This is a genomic window from Roseibium sp. (genome assembly GCF_048260565.1).
Classification (GTDB): Bacteria; Pseudomonadota; Alphaproteobacteria; order Rhizobiales; family Stappiaceae; genus Roseibium.
In genome coordinates, this window is the sequence record NZ_JBLXGP010000010.1 from 121487 (window position 1) to 143458 (window position 21972).

The 21972-nt window shown below is 63.3% G+C and carries 20 protein-coding genes; 7 read left to right on the plus strand and 13 right to left on the minus strand.

The genetic code is table 11. The features are described 5' to 3' along the window. Window positions 1–9 precede the first annotated feature (9 nt). The 9 genes from ACN0SO_RS19365 to ACN0SO_RS19405 all read right to left on the minus strand — a co-directional run bounded on the left by ACN0SO_RS19365 (window position 10) and on the right by ACN0SO_RS19405 (window position 9515). Window positions 10–1809 (minus strand): nickel-dependent hydrogenase large subunit, encoded by a 1800-nt coding sequence (locus ACN0SO_RS19365; RefSeq protein ID WP_417680370.1) that lies wholly within the window; start codon window positions 1807–1809, stop codon window positions 10–12. Continuing rightward, window positions 1809–2885 (minus strand): hydrogenase small subunit, encoded by a 1077-nt coding sequence (locus ACN0SO_RS19370; RefSeq protein ID WP_417680371.1) that lies wholly within the window; start codon window positions 2883–2885, stop codon window positions 1809–1811. The genes ACN0SO_RS19365 and ACN0SO_RS19370 overlap by 1 nt, the downstream gene beginning before the upstream one ends. 250 nt (window positions 2886–3135) lie before the next feature. Then, entirely contained in the window at window positions 3136–3594 is a 459-nt protein-coding gene (locus tag ACN0SO_RS19375; RefSeq protein ID WP_417680372.1) for a hydrogenase maturation protease, read from the minus strand. A gap of 289 nt (window positions 3595–3883) precedes the next feature. Then, window positions 3884–5173 (minus strand): Ni/Fe hydrogenase subunit alpha, encoded by a 1290-nt coding sequence (locus tag ACN0SO_RS19380; RefSeq protein ID WP_417680373.1) that lies wholly within the window; start codon window positions 5171–5173, stop codon window positions 3884–3886. Further along, the gene (locus ACN0SO_RS19385) at window positions 5166–5933 is read right to left on the minus strand and encodes an oxidoreductase (RefSeq protein ID WP_417680374.1); all 768 of its coding nucleotides are present in this window, start codon (window positions 5931–5933) and stop codon (window positions 5166–5168) included. The genes ACN0SO_RS19380 and ACN0SO_RS19385 overlap by 8 nt, the downstream gene beginning before the upstream one ends. A gap of 2 nt (window positions 5934–5935) precedes the next feature. Next, entirely contained in the window at window positions 5936–6781 is an 846-nt protein-coding gene (locus ACN0SO_RS19390) for an FAD/NAD(P)-binding protein (RefSeq protein WP_417680375.1), read from the minus strand. Window positions 6782–6784: 3 nt separating this feature from the next. Then, a complete protein-coding gene (locus ACN0SO_RS19395; RefSeq protein ID WP_417680376.1) occupies window positions 6785–7255 on the minus strand; it encodes a cyclic nucleotide-binding domain-containing protein in 471 nt (156 codons plus the stop codon). After that, window positions 7252–8391 carry a 4Fe-4S dicluster domain-containing protein gene (locus ACN0SO_RS19400; RefSeq protein ID WP_417680377.1) on the minus strand — a complete coding sequence of 380 codons (1140 nt, stop codon included), beginning with the start codon at window positions 8389–8391 and terminating at the stop codon, window positions 7252–7254. Before ACN0SO_RS19400 ends, ACN0SO_RS19395 begins: the two co-directional genes overlap by 4 nt. A 137-nt stretch (window positions 8392–8528) precedes the next feature. Further along, window positions 8529–9515 carry a ketopantoate reductase family protein gene (locus tag ACN0SO_RS19405; protein ID WP_417680378.1) on the minus strand — a complete coding sequence of 329 codons (987 nt, stop codon included), beginning with the start codon at window positions 9513–9515 and terminating at the stop codon, window positions 8529–8531. A gap of 195 nt (window positions 9516–9710) precedes the next feature. On the opposite strand from ACN0SO_RS19405, the gene ACN0SO_RS19410 reads away from it, so the two are divergent. From ACN0SO_RS19410 to ACN0SO_RS19440, 7 genes are read left to right on the plus strand one after another with little or no spacing between them, the layout of a single operon-like run. After that, complete coding sequence (locus tag ACN0SO_RS19410; RefSeq protein ID WP_417680379.1) at window positions 9711–12011, plus strand: bifunctional salicylyl-CoA 5-hydroxylase/oxidoreductase; 2301 nt, start codon at window positions 9711–9713, stop codon at window positions 12009–12011. Next, window positions 12008–12754, plus strand: coding sequence for an SDR family NAD(P)-dependent oxidoreductase (locus tag ACN0SO_RS19415; RefSeq protein WP_417680380.1), 747 nt, complete (start codon window positions 12008–12010; stop codon window positions 12752–12754). The genes ACN0SO_RS19410 and ACN0SO_RS19415 overlap by 4 nt, the downstream gene beginning before the upstream one ends. Beyond that, complete coding sequence (locus ACN0SO_RS19420) at window positions 12751–13242, plus strand: MarR family winged helix-turn-helix transcriptional regulator (RefSeq protein ID WP_417680381.1); 492 nt, start codon at window positions 12751–12753, stop codon at window positions 13240–13242. The genes ACN0SO_RS19415 and ACN0SO_RS19420 overlap by 4 nt, the downstream gene beginning before the upstream one ends. Beyond that, window positions 13232–14032, plus strand: a complete 801-nt coding sequence (locus tag ACN0SO_RS19425; protein WP_417680382.1) for an enoyl-CoA hydratase family protein — start codon at window positions 13232–13234, stop codon at window positions 14030–14032. The genes ACN0SO_RS19420 and ACN0SO_RS19425 overlap by 11 nt, the downstream gene beginning before the upstream one ends. 1 nt (window position 14033) lies before the next feature. Next, a complete protein-coding gene (locus tag ACN0SO_RS19430; protein WP_417680383.1) occupies window positions 14034–15191 on the plus strand; it encodes an acyl-CoA dehydrogenase family protein in 1158 nt (385 codons plus the stop codon). Then, window positions 15191–16807, plus strand: coding sequence for a benzoate-CoA ligase family protein (locus ACN0SO_RS19435; RefSeq protein ID WP_417680384.1), 1617 nt, complete (start codon window positions 15191–15193; stop codon window positions 16805–16807). The genes ACN0SO_RS19430 and ACN0SO_RS19435 overlap by 1 nt, the downstream gene beginning before the upstream one ends. A gap of 54 nt (window positions 16808–16861) precedes the next feature. Further along, window positions 16862–17263, plus strand: a complete 402-nt coding sequence (locus ACN0SO_RS19440) for a RidA family protein (protein ID WP_417680385.1) — start codon at window positions 16862–16864, stop codon at window positions 17261–17263. A 209-nt stretch (window positions 17264–17472) separates the two neighbouring features. On the opposite strand, the gene ACN0SO_RS19445 is transcribed toward ACN0SO_RS19440, so the two are convergent. From ACN0SO_RS19445 to ACN0SO_RS19460, 4 genes are read right to left on the minus strand one after another with little or no spacing between them, the layout of a single operon-like run. Beyond that, a complete protein-coding gene (locus tag ACN0SO_RS19445) occupies window positions 17473–18378 on the minus strand; it encodes an SMP-30/gluconolactonase/LRE family protein (RefSeq protein ID WP_417680386.1) in 906 nt (301 codons plus the stop codon). A gap of 11 nt (window positions 18379–18389) precedes the next feature. After that, entirely contained in the window at window positions 18390–19340 is a 951-nt protein-coding gene (locus tag ACN0SO_RS19450) for an ABC transporter permease (protein ID WP_417680387.1), read from the minus strand. Window positions 19341–19347: 7 nt separating this feature from the next. Further along, window positions 19348–20397, minus strand: coding sequence for an ABC transporter permease (locus tag ACN0SO_RS19455; protein ID WP_417680388.1), 1050 nt, complete (start codon window positions 20395–20397; stop codon window positions 19348–19350). Continuing rightward, window positions 20394–21917 carry a sugar ABC transporter ATP-binding protein gene (locus tag ACN0SO_RS19460; RefSeq protein ID WP_417680389.1) on the minus strand — a complete coding sequence of 508 codons (1524 nt, stop codon included), beginning with the start codon at window positions 21915–21917 and terminating at the stop codon, window positions 20394–20396. Before ACN0SO_RS19460 ends, ACN0SO_RS19455 begins: the two co-directional genes overlap by 4 nt. Window positions 21918–21972: the final 55 nt, after the last annotated feature.

Below are 21972 nucleotides of genomic sequence, written 5' to 3' on the forward strand. Positions count from 1 at the left end.
TTTCCTCCCTCAACGGACCTTGACCTCGGCCAGTTCCTCGCCGTCCGGACCCATGACATGGGTTGAGCAGGCAAGGCACGGGTCGAAGGAATGCAACGTGCGCAGGATTTCGACGGGTTCTTCCGGCCGCTCCACCTTGGTGTTCATGAGCGAGGCCTCGAAGGCGCCGATGTTGCCGTCGTTGTCGCGCGGGCTGCCGTTCCACGTGGTCGGCACGACGCACTGGTAATTGTCGATCTTGGTGTCCTTGATCTTGATCCAGTGCGCCAGGGCGCCGCGCGGCGCTTCGGTGAAGCCGACGCCCTTGACCTCTGTCGGCCAGGTTGCGGGATCGAACTTCTCCACGTTGGCGGTGGCGGAGTCGCCGGCCTTGATGTTGGCGATCAGCTTGTCCATGAAGTAGCGTTGCATTTCCGCAGCCCACTCGCATTCCAGCGCCCGGGCCGCGGTGCGGCCGAGGGTGGAGAACAGGGCGGTGACCGGCACGTCGAGCGTCTTCAGCGTCCGGTTGATCTGATCGGTGAAATATTCGTGGCCCTGGGCGTAGCCGACGACGTACCGGGCGAGCGGCCCGACTTCCATCGCGTGACCGCGCCAGCGCGGCGCCTTGATCCAGGAATATTTCGCGCTCTCGTCGATGTTGACGATATTGGTCTTCGTGCCGATCAGGTTGGGCCCGAGCGCGTAGTTCGGCTCGGTGATACCGTCCCAGGGGTGCAGACCCTTCTTTTCGTCCGGATAGGCGTACCAGGAGTGGGGCACGAATTCCTGGATCTGGTCCGGATCGCGGAGATCGATCTCGTGCACTTCCTTGAGGTTGCCGTCGATGATCGCGCCTTGCGGCATCATCAGGTTGCCGGCCGAATAGTCGTTGGCCTTGTCCGGGATGTCGCCATAGGCGAGCACGCTCTGGCCCGACAGGCCGCCGCCGTAGAGCCAGCCCTTATAGAACTGGGCGATGGCGAACAGGTCGGGGAGGTAGACGTTCTTCACGAAGTCCAGGGTGCGGTCGATGACCCCGGAGACATAGTTCAGCCGGTCCATATTGATCGGCGCTCCGGCGGCCATGTCGCCGTCCATGTTGATGGCGCAGGGCACGCCGCCGACGAGCCAGTTCGGATGGGTGTCCTTGCCGCCGAAGATCGTGCGCGTGGTCATGATCTCCTTCTGGAAGTCGAGGGCTTCCAGGTAATGGGTCACGGCCATCAGGTCGGCTTCCGGCGGTAAGAGATAGGCCGGATTGGTCCAGTAGCCGTTCTTGAACGGACCGAGCTGGCCGGATTCGACGAATTTCTTCAGCCGGTTCTGGACGTCGCGGAAATAGCCCGGCGACGACTTGGGATGATGCGGCGAAATCGTCTGCTGCAGCTGCGAGGTTGCCTTCGGATCGGCCTTGAGCGCGTTGACCGGGTTGACCCAGTCGAGCGCGTGCAGGTGATAGAAGTGGACCAGGTGATCGTGCACTTGCAGCGACAGCTGCATGATGTTGCGGATCGAGTTGGCGTTTTCCGGGATGTCGATCTTGAGCGCATCCTCCACGGCGCGCACCGAGGTGAGCGCGTGGGTGCCGGTGCACACGCCGCAGATGCGCTGGGTGAAGGCCCAGGCATCACGCGGGTCGCGGCCCTTCAGGATCACTTCCAGACCGCGCCACATGGTGCCGGTCGAGACCGCGTTGCGGATGATGTTTTCCTCGTCGATGTTCACCTCGCACCGCATGTGACCTTCGATGCGGGTTACCGGATCGACGACGACGCGCTGTCCGGAGGTGTCGAGATTGAACCCGTTGGGTGTCTGCATGGTCGTCATTATTCGTCTCCCCCCTTGTGACGCGCGCGCTTGATGGCGCTGATCCCGGCATGAGCGGCTGCGGCCGCACCGACGACAACAGCGGCGGTGCCGCCGATCTTGTCGGCGTTGGCCTCGATGCCGAAGCCGTGGATATCGGTCAGGCGGTCATAGAAGGAGCCCTTGTCCCAGAAGCCGTCTTCCGAACAGCCGAAGCAGGGATGGCCGGACTGGATCGGGAAGGACAGGCCGCCGTTCCAGCGCACGGTGGAGCAGGCGTTGTAGGTGGTCGGTCCCTTGCAGCCGACCTTGTAGAGGCAGTAGCCCTTGCGTGCGCCTTCGTCGTCGAAGGCTTCCACGAACTGGCCGGCGTCGAAATGGGGCCGGCGGTAGCACTTGTCGTGGATACGCTGGGAATAGAACATTTTCGGCCGGCCCTGCCGGTCGAGTTCCGGGAACCGTTCGAAGGTCAGGATGTAGGTGATCACCGCGGTCATCACCTCGGCGATCGGCGGGCAGCCGGGCACCTTGATGATCGGCTTCGGCGCCAGTCCCGGCACCTTGTGGATCGGGGTCGCCTGGGTCGGGTTCGGCCGGGCCGCCTGGACGCAGCCCCAGGAGGCGCAGGAACCCCAGGAGATGATCGCCTTGCAGTGGTCGGCGGCCTTCTTCAGCTGTTCCAGATAAGGCTTGCCGGCGATGATGCAGCTCATGCCGTCCTGGTTGAGCGGCGGGTTGCCCTCGCAGGCGAGAATGTAGTTGCCGTTGTATTTCTCGATTGTTTCGTCGATGATCGCTTCCGCCTGATGACCGGCGGCCGCCATGATCGTGTCGTCATAGTCGAGCGAGATCATCGACAGGATGACGTCCTTGGCCAGCGGATGGGCGGAGCGGATGAAGCTCTCCGAGCAGCAGGTGCATTCCAGCCCGTGCAGCCACAGCACCGGAATGCGCGGCTTGGTTTCCATCGCCTCGGCGATCTTTGGCGCGAAGCTCGGGCCCAGCCCGAGTGCTGCCGCCGTCAGCGAACAGAATTTCAGGAAACTTCGGCGGGTAATCCCCTGCCGACGCATCACGTCGTAAAAGGTTTCTGTCATTCGGGCATCTCCTCCACTTGCCTCTTCCGGCACTGGCCTTTCGGGCGCTCGCCTCTTTTGGCCCCAAAAATGTGCGATGAGCTCGCACGCGTCCGGAAGGAACAAAGCAACCGCTGTGCCAGACGGTTTGATTTGTGATATTTCAGTGGGTTATGAGGTTTTTAGACTGATGCGGGCCGATGGCGGGCGGAAGCCGGCTGGCAGCTTTCCAGCCGAACTGGAAAGCGTGCTTCCAGGCTGGAACGGGATCTCAGCAGTTTTTCGGAAGCGTTTCGGCGATCCGGGCGATGAGCTTTTCCGCCGTTTCCCGCACGGCCGGAGACAGGCGGTCGCCGGCGCTGAAATCCGCACCTTCGATGCCGTAGACTTGGAGGCTCTTCGGCAGGGTGCTGAGGGCGCGGGCCGTCTCGACCGCTTCCGCCAGTCCGAAACGGTGGGTGGAATAGTGAAACAGGTCGGCCGGTAACCTGTCCGCGATCGCATCGAGGACGATCAGCGTTCCGGGGGCGGAACCGCTCCGCGTCGCATCGATCAGGATAATCGCGTCATGGGCCTCGAACAGATCCATTATCCCCGTGCCGTCACCGGCATGGACGTGTGCGGCAAGACCTTCTGCGGCGAGTGCCTCGGCGACGAACGGTCCGACACCGTCGTCCCCGCGCAAGTCATTTCCGACGCCGACGATCAGCGGCTGAGAGGTGCCGGGCACTTGTTACGTTCCCGGCGTGTATGGGGAAGGCCTTGCCAGTCCCTCTGTGTCATCCCTGCCAGTACACAGACCGGGGACATAGCTGACAGGTGTTCGGAGACATGGTTGACACATGCCTCTGCGGTTTAAATCGATACCGGGGGGCCTGGATCCCGGTCTCTTGCTGCGTTTCAGTCGGGGAGACGGGAGCATGGGGCAGACCGTCGGATGAAAAAGAGCCTCAGATAGGCTCAAGGTTCCCTCTCCCCATGGAAGAGGGGGCCGGGCATTGCCATAGGAAAATCCCACGTCAGACACGTTCCACCGTCAGTTTGAGGAAGTGGGTCGCGCAGGAGATGCAGGGGTCGTAGTTGCGGATGGTCTGTTCGCAGCGCCATTTCAGGTCCGCGTCGGTCATGCCCATGTTCGCGGCGACGACGCGGGTCAGGTCTTCCTCGATCTGCGGCTGGTTCTGCGAGGTCGGCGGCACGATCTGGGCATGGGTGATGCGGCCATCGTCGTCCACCTTGTAGGTGTGATAGCAGATGCCGCGTGGCGCTTCCGTGCAGCCGTGGCCTTCGCCGGCTTTCGGCGGGACGGGCACGAAGGCGGGACGCGGTTCGTCGTAGCCGCGCACGATCCGGGCGGCTTCCTCGAGGGCGTATTGGGTCTCGACCATGCGCACCAGGATCGACTTGAACGGATTGCGCACCACTTCGCCGAGGCCGCTAAGGGCCGCCGTTTCCTTGGCGCCGTCGGTCAGTTGCGCGTAGTTGTTGGCATAACGGGCCAGGGGCCCGACCAGATAGGCTGAGCCATCGCGCATGCGCCCGTGCAGGGCATTGGACCGGGCCACGTGCTCTTCGAAGAAGTGGTCGTTGAACTCCGACACGGCGATATCGAGCCCGCGGTTGGAAGCAAGCCGGCCTTCGCAGATGGCGTAGGTGTCGGGATCCTTCAGCGAGACGAAGTGGTAGTCGTATTCGTCGTCGGGGAAATCGAATTTCGAGAACGCGACGGCGACCTCGCGGGCGGCGGCAATGCCCCATTCCAGCTCGGGCAGCAGCGCCTTGATCTTGGCTTTGTCCGGTGCGGAATAGAAGCCGCCGACACGGGTATTGACCGGATGGACCGAACGTCCGCCGACCACCTCCATCAGGCTGTTGCCGATCTTCTTCAGCCGGAGCGCGGTCTTGACCAGGTCCGGATTGACTTCGGCGATCTTGATCGCGTCGTGCAGGCCGAGAAAGTCCGGCGCGTGCAGCATGGCGGCGTGGAGCACATGGCTCTGGATCCATTCTCCGCAATAGATCAGCCGGCGCAGCTCATGGATTTCGGGCGTTACCGAAACGCCGGCCGCCTGTTCCACCGCCTGGCTTGCGCTCATGATGTAGGCGATCGGGCAGATGCCGCAGATGCGTGAGGTGATGTCGGGCGTTTCGTGGGCGTCGCGGCCTTGCAGGAAGGCCTCGAAAAAACGGGGCGGTTCGAAGATGCGGAACTCGACCTTCTCGATCTCATCGCCCTTGAGACGCACGTATAGCGCGCCTTCGCCTTCCACGCGAGCCAGTGCGTCGACCTGGAGAATGCGCTCACTCATGCGACTTGCTCTCCTCGGCAAAGGCCGGCGCGCCGGCGTTGAAGGTGCGGTAGATGTCGCGCAATTCGCGTGGCTCCATGCCGAGATCGGCAAGCTGCGCGGAAAGCGCTTGCGGGTTCGGATTTTCCTTCGGTCCGAAACAGCCGTAGCAACCGCGCCCATGGGACGGACACAGGTTGCCGCAGCCTGCCTGGGTCACCGGGCCGAGGCAGGGCGTGCCCTTGGCGACCATGACGCAGACCGTGCCATTGAGCTTGCATTCGGTGCATTGGGAAACCTTCGGCACCCGGGGCACGCGTCCGGCGAGTGTCGCCGTGATCAGTTCCAGAAGCTGGTGCTTGGAGACCGGGCAGCCGCGCAGTTCGAAGTCGACCGTGACATGATCGGAGATCGCCGTCGAGGTTTCCAGCGTGGAGATGAATTCCGGATGGGCATAAACCGCGCTGGTGAAGGCTTCCACGTCGGCGAAGTTGCGTAAGGATTGGATGCCGCCCGCCGTCGCGCAGGCGCCGATGGTGATCAGCACATCCGATTTCTCGCGGATCGCGCGGATACGCTCGGCATCATGGGCGGTGGTGATCGAGCCTTCCACCAGCGAGATGTCGTAAGGCCCGTCGTCGATGGCGCTGGTCGCTTCCAGGAACTGGGCGATTTCCAGCGCGCCGGCGATTTCCAGAAGCTCGTCCTCGCAATCGAGCAGGGTGAGCTGGCAGCCGTCGCAGGAGGCGAATTTCCAGACGGCGAGTTTCGGCTTGGCCATCGTCACACCTCCTTCTTGGAAATCAGCCGCGAGACCTGGTCGTGGCGGAACACCGGGCCGTTGCGGCAGATGAAATCGGGCCCGAACTGGCAATGGCCGCAAAAGCCGACGGCGCATTTCATGTTGCGCTCCATGGAGATCCAGATGCGCTCTTCCGGAACACCGGCGGCGGTCAGGCTCATCACCGAAAACCGCATCATGATTTCCGGTCCGCACAGGAAGGCGGAGACATCCGCCTTGTCGATCCCGGCCAGCGCCCGGTCGAGACCGATGGTGACCACGCCGACCTGACCGGTCCAGCCGGGAGCGGCATGGTCGACGGTGACTTCGACTTCCGTGTCGAATCGCGATTTCCAGGACTTGATTTCGTCTGCAAAGAGCAGATCCTCGGGCGAGCGTGCGCCATAGATCAGCGTCATGCCGGAATAATCTGCGCGGTTTTCCAGCACGTGATAGATCGCCGGACGTAGCGGCGCTAGGCCGAGGCCGCCAGCGACGAAGACGATGTTGCGGCCGGTTTCCTGCGCCACCGGCCAGGCGGTGCCGAACGGGCCGCGCACGCCGATGACATCGCCTTCGGAAACGCTCGTCAAAGCTTTCGACACGGCTCCGACATTACGGATGGTGTGCACCAGGTTCGTGCCGTCGGCCGGATCGCCGGAAATGGAGATCGCCACCTCGCCGATGCCGAAGACGTAGAGCATGTTGAACTGGCCGGGCTGAAACGGCACCGGGTAGCCATCGAGGGGTTCCAGTTCCATCGTGGCGACGTCGCCAAGCTCCTTCCACACGCGTTTGACGCGGTAGCGGCGCGGCAGCATCGGGTCCTGGGCGAGCAGAGCCTCCACCGGTCAGCCCTTCCGCGTTCCGTAGACATCGAGCAGCTGCATCCGGAGCGCGCGGAAGCGCGCGGCCAGGTGCGGCACGAAATGCTGGTACATCTGATAGCCGAGTTCGGGGTTCTGTCCGCATTTGGTGCGCAGGCAGTTGGCGTCGAGACTGACGGCGCGCACGCTGTTCAGGGCGCGGGCATCCGACATGTGTTTGAACGGCGGCATCAGCCAGGACCAGCCGAGCACATCGCCGGCATGCAGGGTCTCGACGATCAGCGGCTCGTGCTGCGGTGCGGAGATCTCGATGGCGACATCGCCCTCGCGGAGGAGGAAGACCTTTTCCGCATCGTCTCCTTCGGAGAAGATCGTTTCGCCGGCGCGGAAATGCTCGTTGCGCGCGCAGCCGGACAGCAGATCGACCGTGTCCTGGCCGCAATCCTTGAAGACCGGGTGCTGAGCCAGGATTTCCTCAAAGCCATGAATTTTCATGTTTCCACCCCTCCTGCGTCAGCGGGTTCCGCCGCGAAGGCGGCGGCTTCTTCGGTGATATCGATGCCGACCGGGCACCAGGTGATGCAGCGGCCGCAGCCGACGCAGCCGGATGTGTCGAACTGGTCGTGCCAGCTTGACAGCTTGTGGGTCATCCACTGGCGGTAGCGCGACAGGGTGGAGCGGCGCACCGCCCCGCCGTGAATGTAGCTGAAGTCGAGGCTGAAACAGCTGTCCCAGACACGCCAGCGCTCGGTGTGGTCGCCGGACAGATCGTTGACGTCTTCTACGTCGGAACAGAAGCAGGTCGGGCAGGCGAGCGTGCAATTGGCGCAGGAGAGGCACCGGTCCGCGACCTCCGCCCAGCGGGGGTGTTCGAGATTGTCCTTCAACAGGCCGGCAATGTTCTCCGGCATCGACCGCATCTGCATCCGGGCGGCTTGTTCGGTGACCGCCCGGGCCGCCTCTTTGGCCGCTGCAACGGCCGCCGTACCGGCTGCTGGCGCATCGATCCGCTCCAGAATTTCAGCCCCTCGGTCGCTGCCGCATTCGACAAGAAATCCGCCGTCTTCAAGTTCGGTCAGAGCGATGTCGAAACCTGCCTCGGCGCGCGGTCCCGTGTTCATGGACGAACAGAAGCAGGTCGGTGCCGATCGGGCGCATTGGACGGCGACGATGAGCGTGTTGTCCCGCCGGTGCCTGTAACCGGCGTCGGCGAAGTCGCCGTTGTCGAAGACGCGGTCCTGAATTTCGATGGCGGCGATCTCGCAGGCGCGCGCACCGAAGATCGCCGTTTTCGGGAAATCGACCCGATGCGGTTCGATGGCAAAGCCGTCCTCGGTCCGGGATGCGGACCAGAGTTTCTGCCGGGCCGGGAACAGCCATTTCTTCCAGTTCTGCGGCCCGACCACATAGTCGAACCAGCGGTCGTTTCCGCTTTCCCGCAGCCGGTAGTGACCGCCGTCCTGTTCGTCGACGACCCCGCGCGGCAGATCGTCCGCCGTCTCGATCTCGTCATAGACGATTGCGCCGTCGCCCAGGCGTGGGCCGATCACGCGCCAGCCGTCCGCGCGCAGCGCGTCGACGATCGGTGCCGGATCATCGAGAACGAAGCTGCCTCCAGTACGTGCTGTCATGTCCGGCTATCCCGCTAAGACATTGGAAGATCGTTTTGGTGCAATGCACAGTTCACACCCATAACCCTAAAGGATCAAGGTTCTGCGACAACATAGCCGAACTACTTAGTCGCGCCGATCGCGCTGCACCGGCGTGCTTAACCGGTATAAAGCCCCCGGTCCCGTGCCTGACGCGTGGCGATGGCGCCGAGCACGTCGAGGGAGGGGGTGTCCACTCCGGCGGCGCGGGCGAACGCCTGGGGTGCGCGGATGATCTCGTCGATTTCCATAGGCCGGCCCAGTTCGTAGTCCTGCAGGATGGACGGCTTGTGATCCGGGATCTGGGCAATGGTGGCCTCCGGGTCGATCTTGTCGTCGAGCGGGTAGCCGTGGGCTTTGGATATCGACAGGCCTTCTGCCAGAATGCGGCGCAGAACCACCTTGAGATCCGGATCCACCCGCGAAATCGACGCTTCGTTCCGGGTCACGAGCGCAAGGCCGGAGATGCTCATATTGAGCAGGAGCTTCGACCACATGACGGAACGAATGCCGCCTTCCGGTGTCGGGGAGGAGATTCCGGCTTCCTCCAGCAGGGCGCGTAAACCGGTGACATCGAACCGGCAATCCGGCGTGACGCCGTCGATGGACATCTGGTTTCGGTTGGGCGAATTGTTCTGCACGACGCCAGGCTCAAGGATGGCGTTGGCGGAATAGACGCTGCCGCCGATGATCTGTTCCGGCGCCAGATAGGACAGGAACCTGTCGGCCAACCGGAAGAACGGCAATACCGGCGGTTCCGGCTTGTCGGTCAGCCCGAGCGGATACCACCAGGGCATGCCGTTTTGCGGGAAGACGACGCCGGTTTCCGGTCCGATCAGCGGCTTTAGCGGGTCCACGATGGCCGCCAGTCCGGTTGCTTTTGCGGTGACGATGACGAGGTCCTGCGGTCCCGGTTCGGCCGCATCCGAATGGGCCGGCAGGTCGACGCTCCAGGACTGGTCACCGACCTTGAGGGTCAGTCCTCTTGTGCGAATCGCCTCAAGCTGCGGGCCGCGGGCGATTACAGAGACATCGTGCCCGGCTCCGGCCAGCTTGACGGCAAAATGACTGCCGATGGCACCGGCGCCGAAAATACAAATCCGCATGAAGACCTTCCGAAAGACGTGACGACGCGTTGCAGCGCACTAGATCATGGAGCGGGCACAGGCGCAAAGGCCCGTCGCAAATTCTCAATGGCCTGAAGTCCGACTGAAAAAAACTTTAAGCCTGAAATTTTAAGCTTGAAATAGTTTGCGGAACGCGCGACCATCTTTGCAACAAACCAAGAGGAGATTGTCGCCGTGCGGATTGCGTGTCTGGGAGGCGGGCCGGCAGGGCTCTATTTCGCGATCTCGATGAAACTTCGGGATCCGTCGCATGAGATCGTCGTGATCGAGCGCAACCGAGCGAACGACACGTTCGGCTGGGGTGTGGTGCTCTCCGACGATGCTCTGGAAAACCTCCAGAAGAACGATCCGAAAAGCGCCGAGGCGATCCGCGGCAACTTCGCCTACTGGGACGACATCGCCGTCGTCCACAAGGGCGTGCGCACCGTTTCCGGCGGTCATGGCTTCGCCGGTATCGGCCGCAAGAAGATGCTCGTCCTGCTGCAGGAGCGGGCACGCGAACTCGGCGTGGATCTGCGTTTTGAGACCGAATTCGACGATGTAGAGGAATACCGCAAGAACTACGACCTCGTGGTCGCCTGCGACGGCATCAACTCCCGGGTCCGTAGCCAGTACGAAGACTATTTCAAGCCGCAGATCGACATCCGCAAGTGCAAGTTCATCTGGCTCGGCACGCATCAGAAATTCAACGACGCCTTCACCTTCATCTTCGAGAAGACGGAGCACGGCTGGATCTGGGCGCATGTCTACCAGTTCGATGCCGATACCGCGACGTTCATCGTGGAGTGCTCCGAGGACACCTGGAACAACTTCGGTTTCGAGGGTATGTCCAAGGAAGAGATCATCGAGACCTGCGAAAAGGTCTTCGCCGATCACCTGGGCGGTCACGAGCTCATGTCGAATGCCGCCCATCTGCGCGGTTCTGCCGTCTGGATGAATTTCCCGCGGGTGCTGTGCGAGCGCTGGTATCACGACAATGTCGTGCTGCTGGGCGATGCCTCGGCAACGGCGCATTTTTCCATCGGCTCCGGTTCGCGTCTCGCATTCGACAGCGCGATCGCGCTGGCCGATTACCTCCAATCCGAGCCGGACATGCAGGCCGCCTTCAGCCGCTACCAGGAAGAGCGGCGTCTGGAAGTGCTGCGGCTGCAGTCGGCCGCCCGCAACTCGCTGGAGTGGTTCGAGGAGGTCGAGCGCTATCTCGATCTGGATCCGGTCCAGTTCAACTATTCCCTGCTCACCCGCTCCCAGCGCATCAGCCATGAGAACCTGCGCCTGCGCGACGCGAAGTGGCTGGCTTCCGCCGAGCGCTGGTTCATGGATCAGGCCGGCGCGCTGGCAGCCGCGCCGACGCGCGCGCCCATGTTCGCGCCGTTCAAGCTGCGCGACATGGAGCTGAAGAACCGCACTGTCGTCTCGCCGATGGCCCAGTATAAAGCCGTCGATGGCTGTCCGACAGACTGGCATTTCATCCATTACGGCGAGCGGGCCAAGGGCGGCGCGGGTCTGGTCTATACCGAAATGACCTGTGTCAGCGCCGAGGGCCGGATCACGCCGGGCTGTCCGGGGCTCTATGCGCCGGAACACGAGGCGGCCTGGAAGCGGCTGACCGATTTCGTCCATGGCGAGACCGATGCCCGGATCTGTTGCCAGATCGGCCATTCCGGCCGCAAAGGCTCGACCAACATCGGCTGGGAGGGGATGGACAAGCCTCTGGCCCACGGCAACTGGGAACTGGTTTCGGCTTCGGCCATTCCGTGGTCGGAACAAAACGACACGCCGCGCGAGATCACGCGCGCCGAGATGGATCAGGTGAAGGCCGAGTTCGTCGCATCCGCGGAAATGGCGGAACGTGCGGGCTTCGACATGATCGAGCTGCATGCCGCCCACGGCTATCTGATCTCCTCGTTCATTTCGCCGACGTCGAACCAGCGCACCGACGACTACGGCGGCAGCCTGGAAAACCGGATGCGCTATCCGCTGGAGGTGTTTGCCGCCATGCGTGCCGTCTGGCCCGCGAACAAGCCGATGTCGGTGCGTATTTCCGCGAACGACTGGGTCGGCGACGACGGCGTCACCCCGGAAGAAGCGGTCGAGATCGCACGCCTGTTCTGGGAGGCTGGTGCCGACCTGATCGACGTGTCCGCCGGGCAGACCTCGATCGACGCGAAACCGGTCTATGGCCGCATGTTCCAGACGCCTTTCTCCGACCGGATCCGCAACGATGCGGGCATCCGCACCATGGCGGTCGGCAACATCTACGAGGCTGACCACGCCAACTCGATCCTGCTCGCGGGCCGCGCGGATCTGGTGGCCGTCGGCCGTCCGCATCTGTCGGATCCCTACTGGACGCTGCATGAGGCGGCAAAGATCGGCGACCGGAACGCACCCGACTGGCCCCTGCCTTATCTCGCCGGACGGGACCAGCTCTGGCGGCTGGCCGACCGGGAAGCGGAAACGGTGGACAAGGTATGACGTCACTCGCCGGCAAGCATATCGTCGTAACCGGAGGCGGCACCGGCGTCGGGGCGGCGACGGCGCAGGCCTTTGCGTCCGCCGGCGCCACGGTCACGATCATGGGGCGCTCCGAAGCGCCCCTTGCCGCGCAAGGACTGCCGTATGAGACCTGCGACGTGACCGACCGGGATGCGGTCTTTGCCGCGTTCGAAGCGGCGCGTTCTGCCCGCGGACCGGTCACTGTCGTGGTCGCCAATGCCGGGGCGGCGGAAAGCGTTCCCTTCGCGAAAATGACGCCGGACATGTTCAATTCCATGCTGGCGGTCAATCTGGGCGGCGTGGTCAATTGCTGGCAGGCGGCACTCGCCGACATGAAGGCCGAAGGCTGGGGCCGGATGATTGCCGTTGCCTCGACCGCCGGGCTGAAGGGCTTTGCCTATGTCAGCGCCTATTGCGCCGCCAAGCATGGCGTGATCGGCCTGACCCGGTCGCTCGCCCAGGAACTGGCGCGCACCGGCATCACCGTCAACGCGATCTGTCCCGGCTATATCGAAACGCCGATGCTGCAGCGGTCTATCGACAATATCATCGCCAAGACCGGCATGAGTGCCGAAGAGGCGGCCGCCCAGTTGCGCGCCGGCAATCCGCAGGACCGTTTCATCCAGCCGGACGAAGTCGCCGGAAGCGCACTCTGGCTGTGTTCGGATGCCGCCCGGTCGGTCAACGGCCACGCGCTCAGCCTGACCGGAGGAGAGATATGACGAAAGAGACGCCCCCGTCTTCCCTGTCCAAGGACCGGTTGAGGCTCTGGCTGAAACTGCTCAAGACCTCGTCGTCCATCGAGGCGGAACTGCGCCGCCGGCTCAGGGATCAGTTCGGCTCGACCCTGCCGCGTTTCGACGTCATGTCGGCGCTGGCACGCACGCCCGAGGGACTGAAGATGAGCGAGATATCCAGCCTGCTGAAGGTCTCGAACGGCAATGTCACCGGCATTGTCGAGCGCCTCGTCGAAGACGGTCACGCCCTGCGCCTGGCCGTTCCCGGCGACCGGCGGGCCAACCGGGTCAAGCTGACGGCGGCCGGATCGAAGGCCTTTGCCGATCTGGCCGCCGAGCACGAAGGCTGGATCAACGAAATGCTGGGAGAGTTCGGCCCCGAGCAGATCGAGACCCTGAGCGATCTGCTGGAGGCGGTACTTCACCCTGCCGAAAAAAACGAAAAATCCGGGAGCGCAGCCAATGCGGAGTGATGTGAACCATTTCAAATGCGAGATCGAAGGCGGTATCGCCCGGATTTCGCTCGACCGTCCGGAGCGGAAGAACCCGCTGACCTTCGACAGCTATGCGGAGATGCGCGACTGGTTCCGCGACCTGCATTATGCGGACGATGTCCACGCAGTGGTGATCCTGCCGAACGGCGGCAATTTCAGTTCCGGCGGCGACGTGCACGACATCATCGGCCCGCTGACACGGATGAACATGAAGGAGCTGCTTGCCTTCACCCGCATGACCGGGGATCTGGTCAAGGCGATGATCAATTGCGGCAAGCCGATCGTGTCTGCCGTTGACGGTATCTGCGCCGGTGCGGGCGCAATCCTGGCCATGGCATCGGATCTGCGTGTCGCGACCCCGGAGGCAAAGGTCGCCTTCCTGTTCAACCGGGTCGGCCTTGCCGGCTGCGATATGGGCGCTTGCGCGATCCTGCCCCGGATCATCGGTCAGGGCCGCGCGTCGGAACTTCTCTATCTGGGCCGCTCCATGAGCGCCGATGAAGGCCTGAACTGGGGCTTCTTCAACCGGGTCGTCGATGCGGCAGCTTTGGAAGAAACCGCAATGGACTTCGCAAGCCGGATCGTTTCCGGGCCGACCTTCGCCAATTCCATGACCAAGACCATGCTGGCGCAGGAATGGTCGATGACGCTGGAGCAGGCGATTGAGGCCGAGGCGCAGGCCCAGGCGATCTGCATGCAGGGCAACGACTTCCGCCGCGCCTACGAGGCGTTCGTCGCCAAACAGAAGCCGGTGTTCGAAGGAGATTGAGATGGCTGACCGCAGCTTCCTGAACTGGCCGTTCTTCGAGGCGCGGCACCGCTTGCTGGCGGAGCAGGCCGATGCCTGGGCCGAAGTCAAGCTTGCGGCGATCGATCATTCCGATACGGATGCCGCCTGCCGGGCGCTGGTCGCGGCAATGGGCGAGGCCGGTTACCTGCAGCACACGGGCGCCGAAGACGGACGGCTCGACGTGCGCACGCTCTGCCTGATGCGCGAAACCCTTGCGCGTCATGATGGCCTTGCGGATTTCGCTTTCGCCATGCAGGGGCTGGGTACCGGTGCGATTTCGCTCTTCGGCACGCCCGAACAGAAGGCCGAGTGGTTGCCGTTGACCCGATCCGGTCAGGCCATCTCCGCCTTCGCCCTGACCGAACCGCAATCGGGCTCCGATGTCGCCAACTCGACCATGACCGCCACGCGCGACGGCGACAGCTATGTTCTGAACGGCGAGAAGACCTGGATTTCCAACGGCGGCATCGCCGACGTTTACACCCTGTTCGCCCGAACCGGCGAGGCGCCGGGGGCAAGGGGCCTGTCGGCCTTCATCCTTCCGGCGGGACTGCCGGGTTTCGAGGTGGTCGAACGTCTGGAAACGATCGCGCCGCATCCGCTCGCCACACTGCGCTTTACCGATTGCCGCCTTCCGGCTTCCGCGATGCTCGGCGATCCGGGACAGGGCTTCAAGATCGCCATGTCCGTGCTCGACGTTTTCCGCGCTTCGGTCGCTGCGGCCGCACTCGGCTTCGCCCGCCGCGCGCTCGACGAGGCGCTTGCCCGGGTCACCTCGCGCAAGGTCCAGGGTGCGCCGCTCTTCGACCTGCAGATGGTGCAGGGACATATCGCCGACATGGCGCTGGACGTGGATGCCAGCGCGCTGCTCGTCTACCGCGCCGCCTGGACCAAGGACAGCGGCGCGCCCCGTGTCACCCGCGAGGCCGCCATGGCCAAGCTCTTCGCCACCGACCAGGCCCAGGCCGTGATCGACAAGGCGGTGCAGCTGCATGGCGGGGACGGGGTGAGGTCGGGTGAAACCGTCGAAAAGCTTTACCGCGAAATCCGAGCCCTTCGCATTTACGAAGGCGCTTCCGATGTTCAGCGCGTCGTCATCGCACGGCAGGCTCTTGCCGAATTCCAAGGAGGTTCGTGATGCTCAGCCCTTCCGCACATACTGATACGTTTTCCCGGGATAATCTCCCGCCGGAAAGCCAGTGGCCGGATTTCCTGCTCGACGGGTTCGAGTATCCGGAGCGGCTGAATGCCGGTGTCGAACTGACTGACGGCATGGTGGCCAAGGGCTTCGGCGATCATACGGCGCTGATCGGCAACGGACGGCGGCGCACCTACAAGGAACTGGCGGACTGGACCAACCGGCTGGCAAACGTGCTGGTCGACGATCTGGGCGTAAAGCCGGGCAACCGGGTCCTGATCCGCTCCGCCAACAACCCGGCGATGGTCGCCTGCTGGCTGGCCGCGACCAAGGCGGGTGCCGTGGTCGTCAATACCATGCCGATGCTGCGCGCCGGCGAACTGGCGAAATACGTCGAGAAGGCCGAGATCCAGTTCGCCCTGTGCGACACGCGGCTGATGGAGGAAATGGAACTCTGCGCCAAGGACAGCCCGTTCCTGAAACGGGTCGTCGGCTTTGACGGCACCTCCAACCACGACGCCGAGCTCGACCGGCTGGCGCTGGAAAAGACCGTGCAGTTCGAGGCGGTGCCGACCGGCCGGGACGACGTGGCACTGCTCGGTTTCACATCAGGTTCGACCGGCACGCCGAAGGCGACGATGCATTTCCACCGGGACCTGCTGATTATCGCCGACGGTTATGCCAAGGAAGTCCTGGGCGTGACGCCGGAGGATATCTTCATCGGTTCGCCGCCGCTTGCCTTCACCTTCGGGCTCGGCGGGCTTGCGATCTTCCCGCTACGCTTCGGCGCCGCAGCGACGCTTCTGGAAAGCGCCACGCCGCAGAACATGATCGAGATCATCGAGAAATACCGGGCGACCGTATGCTTCACCGCGCCCACCGCCTATCGGGTGATGCTGCAGGCGATGGAGGACGGGGCGGATCTCTCCAGCCTGCGCGCCGCCGTTTCGGCCGGCGAGACGCTACCGGCACCGGTCTATGACGCCTGGCAGAAGAAGACCGGCAAGCCGATGCTCGATGGTATCGGCGCGACCGAGATGCTGCATATCTTCATCTCCAATCGCTTCACCGATCACCGGCCGGCCTGTACCGGCAAGCCGGTGACCGGCTACGAAGCCAAGGTGATCGGCGAGGACGGCAACGAAGTGCCGAAGGGCACGGTCGGCCGGCTGGCGGTGCGCGGTCCGACCGGCTGCCGCTATCTCAACGACGACCGGCAGAAGAACTACGTCATGGACGGCTGGAACGTCACCGGCGACAGCTTCTCCGAAGACGATAACGGCTATTTTCACTTCGCCGCGCGCAACGACGACATGATCATTTCCGCCGGCTACAACATCGCCGGACCGGAGGTCGAGGCGGCCTTGCTTGCCCATCCGGCCGTTGCCGAATGTGCGGTCATCGGCGCGCCGGACGAAGCCCGTGGGCATATCGTCCAGGCCCATGTGGTGCTGGCCGAAGGCTTCGAGGCGGACGACAAGACCACGGAAGAGCTGCAAGCCCATGTGAAGGCGAAGATCGCTCCCTACAAATATCCGCGGTCGATCATCTTCACCGATGCCTTGCCGAAGACGGAAACGGGCAAGATCCAGCGGTTCAAGCTGAAGGCGGATTAACACGGCCCGGCAGGGGGCCCGCACGACATAAGAAGAATTCAAGAAAGGCCAGACATGACCCATCAGATCATTCAACCGGACGGCTGGGTGCAAGCCAAAGGCTATGCCAACGGGGTCCTGACCGAGGACGGAACGCTTTATACCGGCGGCCAGATCGGCTGGAACAAGGATCAGGTTTTCGTCGCCAAGGATTTCATCGGTCAGATGGAGCAGGTGCTGCGCAACATTCTCGACATCGTCGAGGCGGCAGGCGGTACCGCTTCCGACGTGGTCCGCCTGACCTGGTTCGTGAAGGACAAGAAGGAATATATGGCGCACCAGCGTGAGGTCGGCGAAGCCTACCGCCGCGTCTTCGGCAAACACTTCCCGGCCATGTCCATGCTCGTCGTCGCCGATCTCATCGAGGATGAAGCCCTGGTGGAAATCGAGGCCACGGCGAAGATCACGAAGAGTTAATAAGGCTTTGGTCGGTGCGAAAGCATTGGCCATAAGTTACCTCTCCCATGGGGAGAGGTCGGGCCGAATGGCCCGGGTGAGGGGTTACAGGCTATCCGTATCCTCGAGAATTTGGTTCCCCTCACCCCGTCCCTCTCCCCATGGGAGAGGGAGCGAAAACGGCTGCTTCTCCCAAAACTGCAATACCCTAAGTGCGAAACTAGAAGCCTCTAGAGTCCCCGCGCGTTCACGTAGATGGATCGCAACGAGGTCGTGGCGCAGATAAACAGGCGGTTGCGTTTGGGGCCGCCGAAGCAGAGGTTGGAGACGACCTCGTCGATCCGGATCTTGCCGATGAGGGTGCCGTCGGCGGCAAAGCAGTGGACGCCGTCGCCGGCCGACGACCAGATGTTGCCATTGGTGTCCAGGCGGAAGCCGTCAAAAAGGCCGGTGTCGCAGAAAATGAAATCAGCGCCCGAACCGACCGACTTCCCGTCCGCAGACACCGGGTACTTTCGGATTTTCGGCTTGCAATCGGGATAATGGGTCTTGCCCGTGTCGGCCACGTAAAGCGTGGTTTCATCGGCGGAAAAGGCCAGGCCGTTCGGCTGTTTCATGTCGTCGATGACGCGGGTGATGCCGCTGTCCGGCGCGATCCGGTAGACATGGCGGCCGTCCTGTTCCATCGGAGCGGCGTCACCCTCGTAGTCGCTGTCGATGCCGTAGGAGGGATCGGTAAACCAGATCGACCCGTCCGATTTCACCACAACGTCGTTGGGGGAATTGAGAGGCTTGCCGTCATAGCTGTCCGCCAGGATCGTCTTCGTGCCGTCGATCTCGTATCGGCTGACGCAGCGCCCGCGATGCTCGCAGGCAATCAATCGGCCCGCATGGTCGACCGTGTGGCCGTTGTGGTTGCGGCAGGGCTGTTCGAAGGTGGAGACCTCGCCGTTCATTTCGTCCCAGCGCAGGATCCTGTCGTTGGGAATGTCGGACCAGATCAGATAGCGACCGGCTGCGAAATAGGCCGGACCCTCGGTCCAGCGGCCCCCGGTCCAGAGCGTGTCCATCCTGGCGTTGCGATGGATCAGCTTGGCGAAGCGGTCGTCGCGGATGTCGTAGAGTTCTCCGGACATCGTTTCCTCCCTTACGACGTGACGCGCTGGTTGCGGCCATAGACCAGCAGCATGCCGATGATGACGGCACCGTAGATGATCTGTCGGCCGGCTTCCGGCATCTGCATGATCGACAGGACCGAGTTGAGCAGGACGATCAGGATCACGCCGATCAGCGTGCCCGCATAGCGCCCGCGCCCGCCGAGAATATGGGTTCCGCCGAGCACGACGGCGGCAATCGCCGGCAACAGGAAGGCATTGCCCATGCCCTGATAGGCCTTGGCGGAATAGCCGGTCAGGAGAACGCCGGCGAGCGACGCGCACAGGCTGGACATGACGAAGGCGCCGACAATCACGAACCTTGTGCGGATGCCCGATAGAAAGGCTGCTCCCTCCCGCGAGCCGGTGGCGTAGATCGACCGGCCGAAACCGGTTCTGGTCAGGATGAGCGCGATGGCGATGGAGACAGCCGCCCAGACAAAGATTGCCACCGGAATGCCGAGTAGCCGCTCCTTGGCCAGAAACAGCATCAGGGGCGTGGCTGAATCCTGCGGCGCGAAGCCACCGGTCTGCGCCACCATCAGCCCGCGCAGCACCGTATCGACGCCGAGGGTGAAGATCATCGAGGGAATGCGCAGATAGGCGACACCGAAGCCATTCAGCAGGCCGACGGCAAGCCCGACGGCAAGGGCCGTGGGCAGGGCCATGTCGCCGCCGACCGCGGTGGCCGTCATGGCGGCCGCCGTCAGGGTCCAGGGGATCGACAGGTCGATATGGCCGAGCAGAATGACCATCATCATTCCCGCCGCGCAGATGCCGAGGAAGGATCCGGTCTGCAGCAGCTGCAGCAGATATCTCGGCGACAACAGTGGCGCGGTGCCGGTCGTCGACAGGGTATAGGCGGTGCCCGCCAGCAGGATGACGCCGATGAACAACGACGCGATCACGATGGGGCGGTTTTCGGCCGAGATGGAGATGCGCATGACGAGCCTACCTGAACAGATCGAGCTTGTTCTTCACCCTCAGCGTGCGGAACGCACCGAAGGAGACGGCGACAAGCAGGACAACCCCCTCGATCAGCGGCTGCAGCAGCGGATCGATGTCGAGGATGCGGAAATAGAACGAGATGATACGCAGGATCATCGCGCCGACGATGCTGCCGATGGCGCTGCCGACACCGCCGAGCAGGGACGTGCCTCCGAGCACGACAGCGGCGATCGAGTTCAACGTATAGGCGCCGGCCTGCTGGATATCGGCATTGCCCGATGACGTCTGGATCGCGAGATAAAGACCGCCGCAGGCGGCGAAGAACCCGCCCATGGTGAAGGCCGCGATCTTGGCGCGGTGGATGGGGAGGCCGGACATGAAGGCGGGGCCCTCCGCCGAACCGATGGCATAGACCGTCCGCCCGGTCACGGAGCGGCGGAACGGCACCCAGACCAGGATCGCGATCAGCGCCACCAGGATGACGGGCACGGGGATATTCGCGATGGGGCGCAGCCACCACGCATTGCCGCCATCAGCAAGGCCATAGGTTTCGGCAAAATCGAAGACCGAGTTGGTCAGCGCCCAGTTGAGATCGCCGTCCACGTCGCCGCCCGGTTTAGGTCGCACCAGAAGCGCGAGGCCGATGGCAATCGCGCCGGTCGCAAGGGTCGCGATGATCGGCTGAATGCGGCCGTAGACGACGATCAGGCCGTTCATCAGGCCGAAGGCGGTTCCCGACAGCAGCGTCACGATCATGCCGAACAGGATTTCGGCCGGCGAGCCGCTAACCAGATGCGAGGCAATGCAACTCGTCAGCGTCATGACCGCGCCGACGGAAAGATCCAGCCCGCCCAGAAGCACGGGCAGGGTCTGCGCCATGGCGACGAAGGCAATGGCCGCCGTCTCGTTGGCATTCTGTACCGCGACGGCGGAGGAAAATCCCCGCGGGTGCATCATGTTGTAGCTGATGAACAGAACGGCAAGCAGCAGCAATGCGCTGGCGAAACCGACATTCTGCAGCAGCCATCTTTTCCAGTTCGCAACGCCCATCATGCGGCCTCGACGTCGATGTTGAGGGAGGCGGCGACCAGGCTTTCCTCGGTGATGTTGTCGCCTTCCTGTTCGCTGACGACGCGCCCGCCGTAGAGGACGGAGACCCGGTCGCAGCAGCCGATCAGTTCCGCGTAGTCGGACGAGTAGAACAGGATCGCCTTGCCTTCATTCGCAAGCTCACGCATCAGCCGGTAGATCTCCTGTTTGGTGCCGACATCGATGCCCCGGGTCGGATCGTTGAGCAGGATGATGTCCGGATCGATCATCAGCCACTTGGCGATGACGACTTTCTGCTGGTTGCCGCCGGACAGCGTCATCACCGGATCATCTGCGGATCCGATCTTGATCTGGAGTTTCTTGAGACCGTCCTCGACAGCGTGGCGGGCAAGGGCGGGATCGATGAACGGTCCGCGCGAGATTTTCCCGTAAGACGCGGCAAGGAGATTGTCCGAGATCGGCATGCCGAGCATCAGGCCCTCCGTCTTGCGGTCCTCGGGCACGAGCGCCATGCGCGTCGCCGCGGATTTGGCGCCGGCCGGAGAGGAGGGAATTCCCTTGCGATCGCCGATGGTAACCTCGCCGTCCACATCCCGGAGCGCGCCGAAGAGCGCGAGCAGCAGTTCCTTCTGGCCCTGGCCGTCGAGGCCGCCCAGGCCGACGATCTCGCCCCTGCAGACAGAGAGGTCGACGCCGTTCAGCTTGTTCTCCCACTTGAGGCCTTGCACCTTCAACAGGGGGATGCCGCGCTCTTGCGCCGGCTTGAGCGGCGGTTTGGGCGGGAACTGGGCTTCGACGTCGCGGCCGATCATCAGGTGGACGATCTCGCGTTCGGTCTTTTCGCCCTTGGCGAAAGTTTCGATGTGCTGTCCGTTTCGGAACACGGACAGGGTGTCGCACAGCGCATCCACCTCATGCATCCGGTGGGAGATGAACAGGCTCGCCACGCCTTCTTCCCTGAGCTGCGCCAGCAGGTCGTAAACGGTCTGGACGTCGCGGGAGGTAAGGGCCGACGTGGCCTCGTCCAGGATCAGGACCTTCGGCTTGCGCCCGAGCGCCTTGGCGATCTCCACCATCTGGCGCCGCGACAGGGACAGTTCGCGCACGAGGGAACGCGGATCGACATCCTCGCAGCGAACCCGGGCGAGCAGCTCCTCAGCGCGGGCGATCTGGGCGCGGCCGTCGATCAGCCCGAACCGGCGCGGAGGATCGGAAATGGAGATGTTGTCGGCCACCGACAGGTCGGGGATCAAAGACAGTTCCTGAAACATGCAGACGATGCCGGCGCGGTTTGCGGTATCGGGCGTTGGAAAGGTGACAGGCTTTCCGTCCAGCCGGATCTCGCCCGCATCGGGCTGGAGCACACCCGACATGATCTTGATGAGGGTGGATTTTCCGGCTCCGTTCTCGCCGAGGATGGCGTGGATGGATCCGGGCGCGCAGGCGAAATCGACATTCTCCAGCGCCCGGATTCCGGCGAAGAATTTCGAAATGCCGCGGTATTCGACAATGGCGTCGCTCATGCGTGCGTTCTCACCGGATCAGATCCGGTTCCCGATCTTTGAGAAGAAACGGCCC